This is a genomic window from Rhodococcus sp. NPDC078407 (assembly GCF_044542515.1).
In the GTDB taxonomy this organism is placed as follows: domain Bacteria; phylum Actinomycetota; class Actinomycetes; order Mycobacteriales; family Mycobacteriaceae; genus Rhodococcoides.
The window spans coordinates 43,157-57,427 of sequence record NZ_JBITUQ010000012.1 but is presented as its reverse complement, the minus strand read 5'-3'; the positions used below and the strand labels follow the sequence as shown (position 1 = coordinate 57,427).

The following is a 14,271-nucleotide window of genomic DNA, read 5'->3' as shown; positions in this document are numbered from 1 at the left end:
CAATGACCTTGCGCGCCAAGACGGACAGCCACTGCTAGCTCTGTATATCCATCATAGGGTCGATGAATGCCGCTACACCGGCACCGATCGGTTCGGTCGACATTTGCGCTCCAACAACACGGCCACCACTCCACACAAGTGCCGCACTTCGGTGACCGTCGGTGCGAGTTCATACGCGTGGTGATGGCAGGCATTGCTCAACCTGTCCCATGCCATCGCGGCAGCGTCGGCGTTCTCGGCTGTGTCGAGGGACCGCAAGATCACCAACCTCGATCGCATACTCGGCCGCTCGATGTCGACACCCAACCCCACACATCGCCCGATCACCAACTCCTCCAACGCCTGGCGAGCGAGGAACGCGGCCAGACGCGCCGAACCGCCTGCCGGACTAACACCTCCGTCGAGCAGCAATTCCGCGTTGCGGAGCGCAACTGCTGGCGACGTTGTCGTAGTCATTCGGCGAGGATCCCGTCGACCATTTTCTTCAAATCGTTCACCACTTCCCAGGTGATCGGTCGATCGGCACCGTTATGAGTACCGGCATTCGCGATATGGAGCGTTGGGAAACGTTCGGTGCGGAAGCCCAGCCACTGCGATAGGTCGCGTTCGGAATCCTGGTGCACGGCCAGCGCAATCTTGTTGCGCGTCTTGTGCACTGACGACCACCGCTCTTCGGTCGCCATCCGAGACTCCCCCGCCCGGTGTTGCTTTGCGTAGAACACCTGCTGCGCAGCCGATTCCAGAGCCAACCGGAACAAGCCCGGCGCAACTCGCCGCTTGACGTCCTCGGGCACATTCTCGTCCAACACCAATGCCCGCACATCGTTGCAATACCGGGTCGCTTGATTCTGCGTCTCGGAAACACTGATGTTGGAACCTGGTTCGCGCATCACTTCCACCAGTCGCGCGTCGACTGCGAGTTGCCTGATTGCAGTGGCCAATCGGTCGTCGTGTGAGAACACGATGACCTGCCTGGTCTTCGCAAGCGTCGACAGCACCTTGATGAAGCCATCGATCTTCGCCGGATCCATCGCCTGGATAGGGTCGTCCAGCACGATGAATCGAAACGGACTGTTCGGCGTAGTCGCTCTCGGTATGAACAGTGCTAATGCCAACGCATGCAGCTCGCCCTGACTCATCACCGATAGTGCCTCGGACTCCACGCCGTCGACCGAGCCGGTCATCACCACTCGCCTGCTGGTGTTGTGACCCACCAAGTTGATAGCACCGATGTCGACATTGCTTTCCTGGCGCAACTCCGCCCAAATGTCGCGCGCCTGCTCGGCAATCGGCGCAAGCCGCTGATCCCTCAATTGCTTGGCATGCGAGGCAATCCACTTCTTGGCGGTGTCGACGTTCTTGACGGCATCATCCGCCTCTCGCGCCGCGGATTCGAGAGTGGCCCACGCGGCCAGCCGTCCAGCAATCGGTGCCCACGTGTCCTCACGCTGAGCCGCCGCTTCCTCGGCCTCGGTGCGCAGCGCATCAGCAGACTCGATAACCGCCGGGAGCGTCGTAGCCAAGTGATCCGCCACACCGGAAGAACGCGACGGTTGCTCTCGCGCCGCGGCGACGGACTTTTGATACTCGGACAAGGAAGGCAGGTCGACGCCCTCCACTGCGGTGGCGTCGGCGATTCCGTTCCTCAGTTCGACTGCGGCGCGTTGCGCTTGGTCGAGTCGGCGGCGGCTGTTCTTGTAGGCGGCCAGTTTCTGGCTCTGCTCGGCAAGCTGCGCCCGCGAGTGCTCGGCCCACGCATCGTCGAGCGTCCCCGCCGCGCAGACCGGGCACTCGATAGTGCCCGTCTCGCTGTGCAGTCGCATTGCCGCATCGAGTAGGTCGTTGCGCTGCTCCACCACCGACAGTGCCTCATCAGCCGAATCCGCGGTATCGGCCGCAGCCGCCCAAAGCTCGGCCACCACCTCGTCGACACGCTGCTGCGTCGGTGCGCTCAACGCTGCGAGCCGCTTCAAGCCGATGAGTGCGGGCGATGCCGGTGCGTCGACTCCAGTGGCCAGCGCCAGCACCGCGTCGAGATCCGCAACCCGCTTCCTGACCAGGGCTGCAGCATTTTTCGCACGATCGTCCGACGCATCCGACAACGAGTTCTTGAGCTGGCGCAGGCTCTCCGCTGCTCGTTGCCGGGGCTCCTTGACCTCCTTGAGGACCGCTGCCAGTCGCTTCTCGGCATCGGTGATCTCGTCGAGTCCGAGGAGTTTGGCCAGTGCGTCGTGCAGGGTGGACGGCGTCGCGTCGAACAGTCCGCCGATCTCGTCGTAGGACAGGATCGGACGATGCAATTCGACGGCTGACTTCCACCCAAGTGCATCGGTGCCGGTACTGCGCTTCTGCTTTCCCACCTGAGTCCAGGTGGAGCATCCCTTCAGCGCGGCATCGGAGGTCCAGTCGACACCGACTACCGTCGGTTCGGACCCTTCGATCGTGAGCCCCACCCGCACCTCACACGGATCTCCCTGATGCAGATTGCGCCAGGTATCGGCCCACAGCTTGGCCTTGTTCTCCCAGCGGTAACTCGAACCGGTGATCGCGAATTCGAGGGCCTCGGCAAAGCTCGACTTGCCCGATCCATTGCGGCCACTGACGATCGTGATGCCCGGCGCGGGGTGTAGCTCCAGCGCAGCTTTGGGCCCGATGCCGCGGAATCCCGCGACAGTGATCGAGGTCAGAAATGCACCGACCGGCTCCTCGACAAGCTTGCTACCCGACGGCTCCGGAACGTGCGGGGTCGAGATGCCGTCGAGTAGCTCTTGTAGTGCTGTCGGCCCTTCCAGGGCTGCGAGAACGAAGTACTTGGCCTCGTCGGACAGGTCATTGTCCGCGTCGATGGCTTCGATCACCACGTCGACGAGTGGCCTGTCGACAGCATTGTCGGCAACGGTCACCGGCACTCCCCTGTTCGTTCTGATGGCTAACCAGACCCCACAGTTCCATATGAGACCGACAGTTCGCAGGGACATCGAAAACGGCACCGAATCTGTCGGTACCCGATGCTTCGATGGCGGTATGTCACGACTCGACGAGGGGTTCCCGCCTCCCACGGCCTGTGTGCAGTGGTGTCAGCACCGCAGCTACGACCTACATGTCCTCGACGACGGTGTGGAGGTAGACCTGGATTGGTGGAACGGGCACCTCGACCGAGCAGGTCATGATCTGCGGCTGCGCGGCCGCAACCTCGACGGCGAAATAGTCGAATACGGCGACGCCACCGTGCAGCGCAACGATCTACGAATCGGCACCGATCTGGCTGTAGGCGAACACGATTCGCTCGGACTGCTATTTCTCTGCGCAGCCTGGCAGGGCAGTCACCGGCACCGCAGGGCTATGCGGCGATTCCCCGACGTCATGAACCCGCACCTCAGCCGTCCCGACGAGAACCCCGTCGCCAAGACGCTCGTTGTCCTCGACAGCTGCGTCCGCAACCGCGCAGTGCCCGACCATCCGAACTCGACCTGGTCCGGCTGGCCCGATGCCCCCGGCGTCGGAATGTCATTGATGGCGACTTTCCTGTGGGCGGTGAAGGCGTCGGTCTACGGCGGTCCGGCGCAGCTGATCGACCAATACGAGTCTCGACCCTCATCCACGAAGGGTGGCTCGAAGACCCGTCCGTCACCGGGTTCACTCGTCGCCGCTACGACCGCTACGTCGAACTCATCACCGCATGGGCCACCGACATCGGCACCAGCCCCGAGCTCGTCGAAATGTGGCTCGTGCAGCGCTGGAGCGCCCGACTCAGCGAAGCACGGAACGGCCGCTACACCGCGCCCACGTTGTTCTGAATCAGCCGGCAGATCAGGCATATTCGAGCGTGGAACGTATTGCAGCACAACGACCGTTGCCACACATCACGGCACCAACAACACACCCAGCCCGGGGATCAGAGCATTCGACGCATCGGGATTCTCGCGGTCGTGGGTCACCGTCACAAATACCGGACCCGCACCCGTTCGAGCCGTCACCTCGGTCGGCAGGCGGTAGGCCTGCGGACCACCCTGATTGGCCGGCTGAGTCCGATCGATCTCGTCGTTCCAGTGCCGCAAGCCGGCGGAGCCCGCCTCACCGGTGGACAGGTTGCGCCAGTTGACCGTCAGATGCCGGTAAGCGAACTGGTAGTAGTACGGCCGGATGTCGGCGACCGAGAAGCGCACCTCACCCGGCTTCTCGCCGACCACCGCGCGAATGGGAATGGTCTGAAAAAGCCCTCCGGGAACGCCCGCGGGGACGAATTCCGGCCCGGTGACGACAGGCACCTGCAGTACCGACTCTTGCGGCGCAGCGGTTGCAGTTCCGGCACCTACGCCGAAGGCCAGGGGGACGGACAGCGCCAGGGCGGCGAAGCCGCAGCGGATCGTTTTCCTCATCGAGTTTCCTTTCGTAGGTGCGCTCAGGGCACGTAAATCAAGCCTTTGCCGGGGATCAGCGTGTCGATGTAGGGCTCGCCGTCGTAGTAATCGCGGTAGTGAGTCACGGTGATTTCGACCCAGCCACTACCCGTGGGCAGCGCGACCTCGAGTGGTAACTGTTCTGTGCGCTGCGGCGGGAGGTCGTTGGGCGGTCCCGGGTTCGGGTCCTCCTGCCAGTGCCGCAGTCCTACGGTTCCACGGAATCCGATGTCCCAGTTCCGCCAAGTCACACCGAGACTTCGGTACGGATACTGATCTGCATATGGCGCGATATTCGCCGCGGACAACAGCAGAACACCCGGCTCGGTCCCGACCGTGGCCTTCATCGAAATGGCCTGAAAGAGCCCACCGGGCACTGCTCCCTGCGCGATCTGAAAACCGGTCACTACTGGAACCTGCAGCAGCGTGGTCTGCGGCGCTGCCACAGCCGTTCCCAGGCCGACGCCGAGCAGCAACGGAACTGTCAGTGCGATCGATACGACCGCTCGCCGCAACGTCTTTCGCATACCGCACGCCTTCCGCTCATGTCGCACAATGGAATACCGGTTCGCTCGGGGCACCGGACCACTCATTCGAGCCCGAACCTGAAACATCGAGCGCCGCTCGAGCCGTTACCCGACCAACCCTCGCAGCCACCGCGACAAAAGGACCACTCGTATACCGATTCGTGACGGGGTCGTGACCCGACCGACGTTAACAGACCACTTGGCCCGTTCGATGAATTGGGCAGAGGTGCTGCACTCGGCAGCCACCGGTGAGGACGAACGAATGAGTCGAGTCCGCAGAGTCGTGGCCACGTGCGCACTGATCGCCGCTACCGGCTTCGCACCCGTCGCCTGCGGATCCGAGGAACCCGCCGGAACCGCGTCCCCGCCCACCACCAGTGCAGCCGCAGCGCCGTCGGCCAACGGCTACACCGACTCCGACGGCGGTAGCGGCCCCGGGCCCACCGGTGAAATCCCTGACGTGGCTCCGGTACCGACCATCCCCGTCGAGCAGGGCATTCCCGCTGTGCCACCTGCCCCGAATCGCGACGACGTCAACGTCGATGCCCGCGATTACGAACAACCCGGCGGCCAATACTTTTTCCAGTCCCCCAGCGGCAACGTGTTCTGCGGCTTCAACTCGTACAACGCACCCGGAACCATTGTGGGCTGTCAGGTGCGTTACTCGGTGCCGGGAAACACCGGGCGCGAGTGCTCCAATGCCGCGAACAACACCTACGGGGTGAAGATCAACCAGGACGACACCGTCGAACAGATCTGCACCAATCAGGGCATCTTCGTCGGAGACCCGAACAACGGCGAACCGCGAGTACTCGAATACGGCCAGGTCGTCGGAGTGACCGGCACCTTCTGCCGCTCCACCGAAGCCGGCATCGCCTGCTACAGCGGCGACCACGGATTCGCCATCTCCCGCGACATCAACATTGCTTTCTGACAACACTTTCCGAGCGAACTAGGCCCGACGGGGCTCGGTGACGAAGTCGTCCAGATCGGCCCGCCGCGTCATCTCCCAGTAGTCGACGATTCGCCATGGCAATGTCGAGACCACCCGCCCGGCATCGTTGCGATACCAGTTGTCCATGCCGCCGTGCGACCAGATCATCTTCGCGTGCGCCTCGTCGTGCTTACGGACGTACTCAGCCTCGACGTCGGCCTTGCATTCGATGGCTGCGATTCGCTTGTCCACCATGTCGATCAACACATCGACGATGTAGCGCACCTGGCACTCGGCGATGGTGATGTAACTGCCCCCGTGACCCAATACTGTTCCGGGACCGCAGGTGATGAAGAAGTTCGGAAAGTCCGGGACGGTGATGCCGAGATATGCGTGCGCATCCTCCGGGCCCCAGATATCGCGGATGGACTCACCCGATCGTCCGCGCACGTCGATCGGCGTCAGCAGCTTGTGGGTCTCGAAGCCCGTCGCCAGGATCACTACATCGACCTCGGTCTCCGAGCCATCGCGCGCAACAACCGAATTGGCGGTGATGGACGCGACGGCGTCGGCGATGAGGGTGACGTTGTCTCGCTTGAGCGCGGCGTACCAGCCGTTGTCGAGAAGCATCCGTTTGCCGAAAGGCGGGTAATCGGGAAGCGACTTCTGGATCAGATCGGGTCGACCCTCGAGCTCGGCTTCGATGTAGCGAGTGAAGACGCGTCGATGGGCGTCGTTCATCGGGTTGATCGAGCGCTGCGGATGCTCCCACTCGGGATCGACCTGCAGCGAGCTGTGCACCCGATCGTTGAAGTTCCAGGCGAGCCTGGTCCGATACCAAAGCCGGTACAGCGGAACGACATCCATCAGGTAGTTGGCGTCGTCGCCCATCTCGGTGAAGTACACATCGCTCGACGACACCCACTGCGGCGAACGCTGGAACACCGTCGCATGCCCCACCGTCGACGCGATGGCCGGCAGCACCTGCATGGCACTGGCCCCGGTTCCGACGATGGCGACGCGCTTGCCGGTCAGATCCAACTCGGCCGGCCAGTTCGCCGTGTGGAAGATCGGGCCGTCGAACGACTCGAGCCCGGGAATCTTCGGCACCTTCGGCCGATTGAGCTGACCGGTCGCGGTGATCACCACGTCGGCGGTCAGCATCTCGCCGTCGACTGTCGTGACGGTCCAGCCTTGCCTCTGCGCGTCGTACTCGGCCGTCGCCACCTCGGTGTCGAAGCGAATACGTTGCCGCAGATCATGTTCGGAAGCGACATCACTGAGGTACTGCCACACCTCGTCGCGCTTGCCGAAGTGCGTGCTCCACGCCCGCGGCGCGAAGGAGTAGGAGTACAGGTGACTGGGGGTGTCGACGCCGGCACCGGGGTAGGTGTTCTCGAACCAGCCGCCGCCCACGTCGGAGTTCTTCTCGAGCACAACGTGACTGATGCCCGCCTCGTGCAGCTTGATGGCGGCGAGCATCCCCGAGACGCCGGCACCGATCACGATGACCGACAGATCGTTCGGAGCAGCTACCGGAGTGTCCGAGGCGGTGAAGCCCATGTCTTCGGCGACCATGACGCCGAACTCGGGAGGAACCTGCTCACCGACGGCCACGCTGATCATCTCGACCAGGTGCTCCGAATCGGGCGCGGGCACCGCCATGGGCGCACCCTCGTGGAACGCGCAGATCGCGTCGAGCGCAGCGGCGCGGATGCGGTCGGCAACCGCGTCGTCGAACCCGCCCGTGTCGTTGTTGTCCATGCCCCGACTACGGGTGGGGCGATACGGATCGGCGAGCCATGTGCGATCGCCGGTCAACTGATAGAGCACCGCCACCAGCGTGGGCAGATTCGCCGCGGTGAGAGCGCGCGACAGCCGATTCCGATCCACCCCATCCACGGTCTCCGCTGCCGTTGCTGCATCTGTGGACACCGGTACCTCCTGTTTGCGCGCTGCTCCATCCGACTCCGACAGCTCAACTAACCATGGTTAGGCAATTCGGCGCAAGGGATTAGAGATCTCGAAATTCGCAGGATCTGAACCCTTGACAATGTGGCCCACGCCACACGATGCTTCATGGCACTACCTAACAGCGGACAGGCGAAGGGAAACACCCATGGAACTCACCGAGGCGATGCGCACCACCGGCACCTGCAGGCGGTACCTCAGCGATCCTGTTCCCGACGAGGTGTTCAAAGCCGCGTTCGACGTAGCCCGCTTCGGCCCGCAGGGCGGCAACCGTCAGCCCGTGCGGTGGATCGTCGTGCGTGACGCCGCCCGCAAGCAGGCCCTCGCCGATCTCTACCTGCCGATGTGGGACGCCTACTTCGCCGGCATCACCGGCGGAACCGTCGCCGTCGGCGCACTGCCCAAGACTGTGCAGGACGCCGACTACTTCGCCCGCCACCTCGCCGAGGTACCCGCCATCGTGGTGGTCTGCGCAGCGTTGGACGGACTACACCCCACCGACCACGAACTCGGCCGACTCTCCGTCGTCGGCGGCGCGTCCATCTATCCGACCGTCCAAAACCTGTGCCTGAGCCTGCGCGATCAGGGCGTCGCGACCGCGGTGACGACGTTGCTGTGCCACGAGGAACCTGCCATTCGCGAACTGCTCGGGATCCCGGACGACTACATCACCGCCGCGCACATCGCCGTCGGGTATCCCGAGAAGTCGTTCCCGCGCAAGCTCACCCGTGATCCGGTGGAGCAGATCGTTGCGGCAGAGACGTTCTCGCAGCCGATGTTCGACTCCGCTGCACTCTCCCCCGCCCTTTAACAGCTGCAACTCGAGGAGTCCGCCGTGCCCGGTACCGCCATTCACCATCGCTCCCCCATCGGCCGCGCCACCATCGGCGATCAGCTACGTCGCCATGCGCGGACTCAGCCGAACAAGGTCGCGTTCATCAGCTACGCGGCGGACGGTACCCGCGAGGTCACCACCTACGGCGAACTCGACTCGCGCGCCAACCAGTTCGCCAACCTGCTGGTCGATCTCGGGGTGACAACGGGTGACCGCGTCGCATCGATGGCTCGTAACAGTGTCGACGTGGTGGTGGCGTACTACGGCACGCTCAAAGCCGGTGCGGCATTCACCGGCATCAACGTGATGTACCGCGCCGCCGAAGTGAAGCACCAACTCGAACACGCGGAACCGACTGTGGTGGTGGCCGATCCGGCCTACGCCGAGATCATCTCCTCGGTGAAGCCCGACACCACCACCCTGGTGACGTTCGGCTCCGAATACGCCGCACTGACGGCGAACACGCCGTCCACCGAGCCGAACGTCGAGATGGACGAGAACGACGTCGCGATGGTCATCTACACCTCGGGAACCGAGGCGGCTCCCAAGGGCGTGATGATCCCGCACCGCAACTTCCTCATCTCCACCGCGCCTGCATGGAGTTGGGGCCTGCGGACGGGACCGGAAGACACCTGGCTCTTCGTCATGCCCTTCCACACCATCGCCGGACTCGGCTCGATGACGACCCTCACGCTGATGGGTGCCACCCTGGTGCTGCCCGCGACGGTCGACCCGGCTCAATCGCTGCGCATCATCGCCGCCGAAAAGATCTCCGTCATCGCGCAGACGCCGACGTTCTACCTGGCCCTGGCCCGTGACGAACAGTTCGGCCCGGAGGCTGTGAGCCAGGTTCGGCGCTGCCTCACCTACGGTGGCCAGGTGTCACCACACACGATCAGCGCCTGGGCCGCCGCCGCACCCGAGGCGATCTGGGGCACCTACTGGGGACAGTCCGAACTCTCCCAGCTCGGCTCGGTCGGCTGGTTCTCCACCCTCGACGACATCCCCGACGGCGACGCGTCGTGGATCGGCAAGCCCGTCACCCACCTCGAGATCAAGGTCGTCGACCCTGCGGGCAACGAGAGCGAGATCGGCGAATTGCTCTGTCGCACTCCGTCGGTCATGCTCGGTTACTTCAAGGACCCCCAGCGCACCGCCGAGGCATTCCGCGACGACTGGGTGCATACCGGCGACATGGTCCGTATCGACGCCGACGGCAACCTGTTCTTCTACGATCGAATGAAGGACATGATCAAGTCGGGAGGGATGAACGTGTCGTCGCAGGAAGTGGAACGCACCATCCACACGCACCCGGACGTGCTGCGCGCCGCCGTCGTCGGCGTGCCCGACCCGTACTGGTCCGAGGCCGTCACGGCGTTCGTCATCGCCCGCGACGGCGTGACCGCCGACCCGGCCGCGATCATCGAGTACTGCCGCACCGAGTTGGCGTCGTACAAGGCCCCGAAGTCGGTGCACATCGTGACCGAACTGCCCGTCGACCCGCAGGGCAAGATCCTCAAGCGTGAACTGCGACTGTTGGCGGCGGTCGAGAAGACGGTATGACGCAGCCATACGAGGTCACCGCTCTCCCCCGTCAGGTGCGCACTCGGCAACGACGAGAGGACATCGTCGCCAACGCCGCGAATATCTTTGCGCGTGAGGGTTACTCGAACGTGGGGATGCGCGATATCGCCGACGCCGTCGGCATCAAGGGTGCCAGTCTCTACCACCACTTCCCGTCCAAGGAAGACATCCTGTTCGCGATCTGTCTGACGGTGACGCAGGAACCGGCCGAGGAGAACCTGCCACTGCTCGACGCGGCCGGAACCCCCACCGAGCGCATGTCGTCTTTGGTGCGCGCGCACCTGGTGCATCTGAATCGGCGACGGGTGGAGTACATCGTCGGCCTGCACGAGCTGGCCTCGCTCACCCCCGAGCACCGCGGAGTTGTCGAAGACTATCGCCGTCAGTACCAACGACGCGTCCGCGACGTGATCACCGCCGGTATGCGGAGCGGCGAATTCACCGTTCCTGACGCGCGATTGGCGTCGTTCGCCCTGACCGACATGCTCAACGGCATCAGCAACTGGTTCCACGACGGGGGCGAGCTGAGCATCGAGGACGTCGCCGACAACTACGTCGAACTGGCCGTTCACCGCATTCTAGGAGCATCACATGGCGATTGACGGTCACTGCGACCCCGAGTTCTCAGCGGTGCGTGACGCGCTCGCAGCCAACCTCGACAGCAGCGAGGAGCTCGGCGCGTCCATCGTCGTCGACATCGACGGCCATATCGCCGTAGATCTGTGGGGCGGTTACCGCGACACCGAGCACAGCCTGCCTTGGGAGTCGGACACGATCACCAACGTGTGGTCGACGACGAAGATGGTGACGTGCCTGGCCGCGTTGATGCTGATTGATCGCGGCGCGCTCGATCCCGATGCGCCGGTGGCGACGTACTGGCCCGAGTTCGCAGCCGCAGGCAAGGAGAACATCCTGGTGCGGCATCTGATGTCGCACACCTCGGGTGTCTCGGGCTGGGACCGGCCGTTCAGCGAAGAGGACCTCTACGACTGGGAACTGGCAACATCGCGTCTGGCCGCGCAGGCACCATGGTGGGATTCGCGCAGCACGTCGGGCTATCACGCGGTCAGTCAGGGCCACCTGATCGGCGAAGTCGTCCGCCGCGTCACCGGAAAGTCCTTGCGGCAGTTTGTCGCCGACGAGATCGCCGGGCCGCTAGGTGCCGACTTCCAGATCGGTGCCGTCGAGGCCGACTGGAATCGGATCGCCGACGTCGTGCCGCCGCCCCCACCGACCGATGATGCCGTGCCGGATCCGACGATGGTGCGTCGCAAAACATTTCTCGGACCGTTGGTGAAGGCCTCGTCCGCGAACACCCCGGCGTGGCGCGGCGCGGATATGGGCGCAGTGAACGGGCATGCCAACGCACGATCGGTCGCGAGAATCCTGTCGGTCATCTCCCGAGGCGGCACCGTGGACGGTGTGCGGCTGCTGAGCCCGGAGACCATCGACACGATCTTCGAGGAGCAATCCAACGGAGTCGATCTGGCGCTAGGAATTCCGTTGCGCTTCGGCCTGGGTTTCGCTCTCCCACAGCAAGAATCGATGCCCTACATCCCCGACGGCAAGATCTGCTTCTGGGGTGGCTGGGGCGGATCACTCACCGTTCTGCACCCGGAATCGAAGCTGACCATCTCGTATGTGATGAACCGAATGGGGCCCGGAATCATCGGCTCGGACCGCGCGGAGCAGTACGTGCGGGCGGTGTACGACGCCCTCGTATGACGGCGGTCTGAATGATCGCGCATCACTATCATCCATTTTTCACGGTCTCTACTGGACAGATTTCCCGTAATCGGCACACCCGGCAAGTTCGATTCCACGTGCTCTAGCGCGCGGGAACCGTGATTCCTCGTGCGTCGAGGATGGGGCGTACTCCCTCGGCGAAATGGTACGACTCCTCGAGGTGCGGGTAGCCCGAGAGGATGAACTCGTCGAATCCGGCGTCGTGGTACTCGCCGATAAGGTTCGCTACTTCCTCGTGCGAGCCCACCAATGCTGTGCCGGCACCGCCTCGGACGAGACCGACTCCGGCCCACAGGTTCGGGTAGATCTCGAGCGAGTCCTTGCTGCCGCCGTGCAGCGCCGCCATCCGACGTTGTCCCTCGGACTGCGAGGAAGAATGCAACGCGTGAGCTGCCGACACTTGCTCCTCGGGAAGCTCGTCGAGAAGTTTCTGCGCGACGGCCCAGGCTTCGTCGGACGTGTCGCGGCTGATGGTGTGCAAGCGAATGCCGTAGGTGAGCTTGCGCCCCTCGGCGTCCGCTAGCGCTTGCACTTTCTCGATCTTCGCGCGAGCGTCAGCCGGCGGCTCGCCCCACGTCAGATACGTCTGGACGTGCTTGGCCGCAACCGCCAGCGCGGGGTCCGACGAGCCGCCGAACCAGAACTCGGGCAACGGGTCCGGCGCTTCGGACACACGTGCGTCGGCCACCTCGAAGAACTCGCCCTCGTGATCGACCGCAGACTCGGTCCAGATTCGGTGGACGAGACCGAGGAATTCGTCGGTGCGGGCGTAGCGCCGATCGTGATCGATCCAATCCCCGAAACGACGCTGCTCGACGTCGTCGCCCCCGGTGACGATGTTGAACAACACCCGCCCTTCCGAGAACCGCTGCAGCGTCGCCGCCTGCTGCGCCGCCAACGTGGGCGGCGTGAGACCGGGACGGAAGGCGACGAGGAACTTCAGCCTTCGAGTGCTCTGCAGCAGAGCGGCCGTGGTCAACCACGCGTCCTCGCACCATGTTCCGGTGGGAGTCAGCACCCCCTCGTAGCCGAGTCGATCCGCGGCCTGAGCAACCTCGGTGAGGTAGCGCAACGACGGTCGGCGAAACCCGGCGGGTTCACGCAGATTGCCAGAGGCGTGGGACGCGCCGACGATGGAGCGGCCGTCGCCAGCGGTGGGCAAAAACCAGAAGATGCGTGCGGTCACGAGTGAACTCCTACGACGTGATGGGTGATCAGTTGGTGGACGCGGTGGCGTCGGCGATGGCGTCGTTGTAGCGGGTGTCGACGAAGTCCGCGAACGCGTTTCCGCCCGGGATGCTGCCGCTGTCGACGAAGACATCGAACAGTGCCTGCTCCGACTCGACGACGCTGCTGTCCAACGCAATTGCCGGTCGCTGACTTCGTCCCTGCGCCAATTCGCCTGCCGCCGGATCGATGCCGACTGCCGCGGAGTACGCCGCCGCCCACTCGGCCGGATTCTTCTCGGCCCAGGCGGAGGCCTTGGCCAAACGGACGACGAAGTCCTGCAGGGCGGTATTGGTCGCCGGATCGTCCAGAGCTTGCTGCGAGGCGATACCGAAGCCATAGCCGTTGGCCACACCCTCGGCAGTGGTCAAGGTTTTGGAGCCGTTCTGGACCTGCGCGATCGCGGTGAACGGATCCCAGATCGCCCAGGCATCGACCTCACCCGAGGTGAATGCCGTCAGCGCATCGGCGGGCTGAAGGAACACCAACTGAACGTCGTCGGTGGTCAAGCCGGCCTTCTGTAACTGCAGCAGCACATGGCCGTGCGCGGAACTTCCCTTGCCCACTGCGATCTTCTTGCCCCGCAGGTCTGCGAACGACGCCAGAGTCGACTCTGCGGGTACGAGGATCTGATCCCCACTCGCATCGTTGGTGTACGCGGAGACGACTTTGATGCGTGCATTGGCTGCAACCCCGAAGACGGGAGGCGTGTTGCCGGTGACCGCGAAGTCGATCTGACCGGCCGTTGCAGCCTCCACCTGAGGTGGACCGGAAGTAAAGGTGGAGAACGCAACATCGTAGGGCGCAGAGTCGAGCTCACCCGACGCACGCAGCAGTGCTTCGGTGCCACCCTTCTGATCACCGACATCGAGGGTCACCGTTGCGAGCTGGTCATTCGAAACGAGTTCCGGGGCTTCGGTGATCGCGGTGTCGCTGCCACGAGAGACGCAGCCGGTGAGGCCGACAACCGTCAGAGACAGGGCAGCGAGCACGCCGAGTGCGCGCAGCGATCGGGGGCGAGCGTGTGACGACATGTGTGAAAGATCC

General features: G+C 64.0%; 12 protein-coding genes and 1 pseudogene. 6 read left to right on the top strand and 7 right to left on the bottom strand.

Translation table 11 applies throughout. The annotated features are described in order from the left end of the window. Positions 1 to 72 precede the first annotated feature (72 nt). Together ACIGGF_RS14190 and ACIGGF_RS14185 are read right to left on the bottom strand one after the other, a co-directional pair. Complete coding sequence (locus tag ACIGGF_RS14190; RefSeq protein ID WP_397521925.1) at positions 73 to 456, bottom strand: hypothetical protein; 384 nt, start codon at positions 454 to 456, stop codon at positions 73 to 75. Further along, a complete protein-coding gene (locus ACIGGF_RS14185) occupies positions 453 to 2,903 on the bottom strand; it encodes an AAA family ATPase (protein ID WP_397521924.1) in 2,451 nt (816 codons plus the stop codon). The genes ACIGGF_RS14190 and ACIGGF_RS14185 overlap by 4 nt, the downstream gene beginning before the upstream one ends. A 121-nt stretch (positions 2,904 to 3,024) precedes the next feature. Between ACIGGF_RS14185 and ACIGGF_RS14180 the strand changes: the two are divergent. Further along, positions 3,025 to 3,797 (top strand): annotated as a pseudogene (locus tag ACIGGF_RS14180) (hypothetical protein). A gap of 66 nt (positions 3,798 to 3,863) precedes the next feature. On the opposite strand, the gene ACIGGF_RS14175 reads toward ACIGGF_RS14180, so the two are convergent. Beyond that, positions 3,864 to 4,379 (bottom strand): hypothetical protein, encoded by a 516-nt coding sequence (locus ACIGGF_RS14175; protein WP_397521923.1) that lies wholly within the window; start codon positions 4,377 to 4,379, stop codon positions 3,864 to 3,866. Positions 4,380 to 4,402: 23 nt separating this feature from the next. Further along, entirely contained in the window at positions 4,403 to 4,927 is a 525-nt protein-coding gene (locus ACIGGF_RS14170; protein WP_397521922.1) for a hypothetical protein, read from the bottom strand. Between the two features lie 262 nt (positions 4,928 to 5,189). Between ACIGGF_RS14170 and ACIGGF_RS14165 the strand changes: the two genes are divergently transcribed. Then, positions 5,190 to 5,861, top strand: coding sequence for a hypothetical protein (locus tag ACIGGF_RS14165; RefSeq protein WP_222073795.1), 672 nt, complete (start codon positions 5,190 to 5,192; stop codon positions 5,859 to 5,861). A gap of 18 nt (positions 5,862 to 5,879) precedes the next feature. Here ACIGGF_RS14165 and ACIGGF_RS14160 read toward each other — a convergent pair whose 3' ends face one another. Further along, positions 5,880 to 7,796 carry a flavin-containing monooxygenase gene (locus tag ACIGGF_RS14160; RefSeq protein ID WP_397521921.1) on the bottom strand — a complete coding sequence of 639 codons (1,917 nt, stop codon included), beginning with the start codon at positions 7,794 to 7,796 and terminating at the stop codon, positions 5,880 to 5,882. A 184-nt stretch (positions 7,797 to 7,980) separates the two neighbouring features. Here ACIGGF_RS14160 and ACIGGF_RS14155 point away from each other — a divergent pair, with 184 nt between their 5' ends. From ACIGGF_RS14155 to ACIGGF_RS14140, 4 genes are read left to right on the top strand one after another with little or no spacing between them, the layout of a single operon-like run. After that, positions 7,981 to 8,643 (top strand): nitroreductase family protein, encoded by a 663-nt coding sequence (locus ACIGGF_RS14155; protein WP_032383742.1) that lies wholly within the window; start codon positions 7,981 to 7,983, stop codon positions 8,641 to 8,643. Between the two features lie 24 nt (positions 8,644 to 8,667). Then, the gene (locus ACIGGF_RS14150) at positions 8,668 to 10,230 is read left to right on the top strand and encodes a class I adenylate-forming enzyme family protein (RefSeq protein WP_397521920.1); all 1,563 of its coding nucleotides are present in this window, start codon (positions 8,668 to 8,670) and stop codon (positions 10,228 to 10,230) included. Next, the gene (locus tag ACIGGF_RS14145) at positions 10,227 to 10,853 is read left to right on the top strand and encodes a TetR/AcrR family transcriptional regulator (protein WP_397521919.1); all 627 of its coding nucleotides are present in this window, start codon (positions 10,227 to 10,229) and stop codon (positions 10,851 to 10,853) included. The genes ACIGGF_RS14150 and ACIGGF_RS14145 overlap by 4 nt, the downstream gene beginning before the upstream one ends. Continuing rightward, the gene (locus ACIGGF_RS14140; protein ID WP_397521918.1) at positions 10,843 to 11,976 is read left to right on the top strand and encodes a serine hydrolase domain-containing protein; all 1,134 of its coding nucleotides are present in this window, start codon (positions 10,843 to 10,845) and stop codon (positions 11,974 to 11,976) included. Before ACIGGF_RS14145 ends, ACIGGF_RS14140 begins: the two co-directional genes overlap by 11 nt. A gap of 103 nt (positions 11,977 to 12,079) precedes the next feature. Here ACIGGF_RS14140 and ACIGGF_RS14135 read toward each other — a convergent pair whose 3' ends face one another. Both ACIGGF_RS14135 and ACIGGF_RS14130 read right to left on the bottom strand, forming a co-directional pair. Next, positions 12,080 to 13,183, bottom strand: coding sequence for an LLM class flavin-dependent oxidoreductase (locus tag ACIGGF_RS14135; protein WP_397521917.1), 1,104 nt, complete (start codon positions 13,181 to 13,183; stop codon positions 12,080 to 12,082). A gap of 28 nt (positions 13,184 to 13,211) precedes the next feature. Continuing rightward, entirely contained in the window at positions 13,212 to 14,258 is a 1,047-nt protein-coding gene (locus ACIGGF_RS14130; protein ID WP_397521916.1) for an ABC transporter substrate-binding protein, read from the bottom strand. Between the last annotated feature and the right edge of the window lie 13 nt (positions 14,259 to 14,271).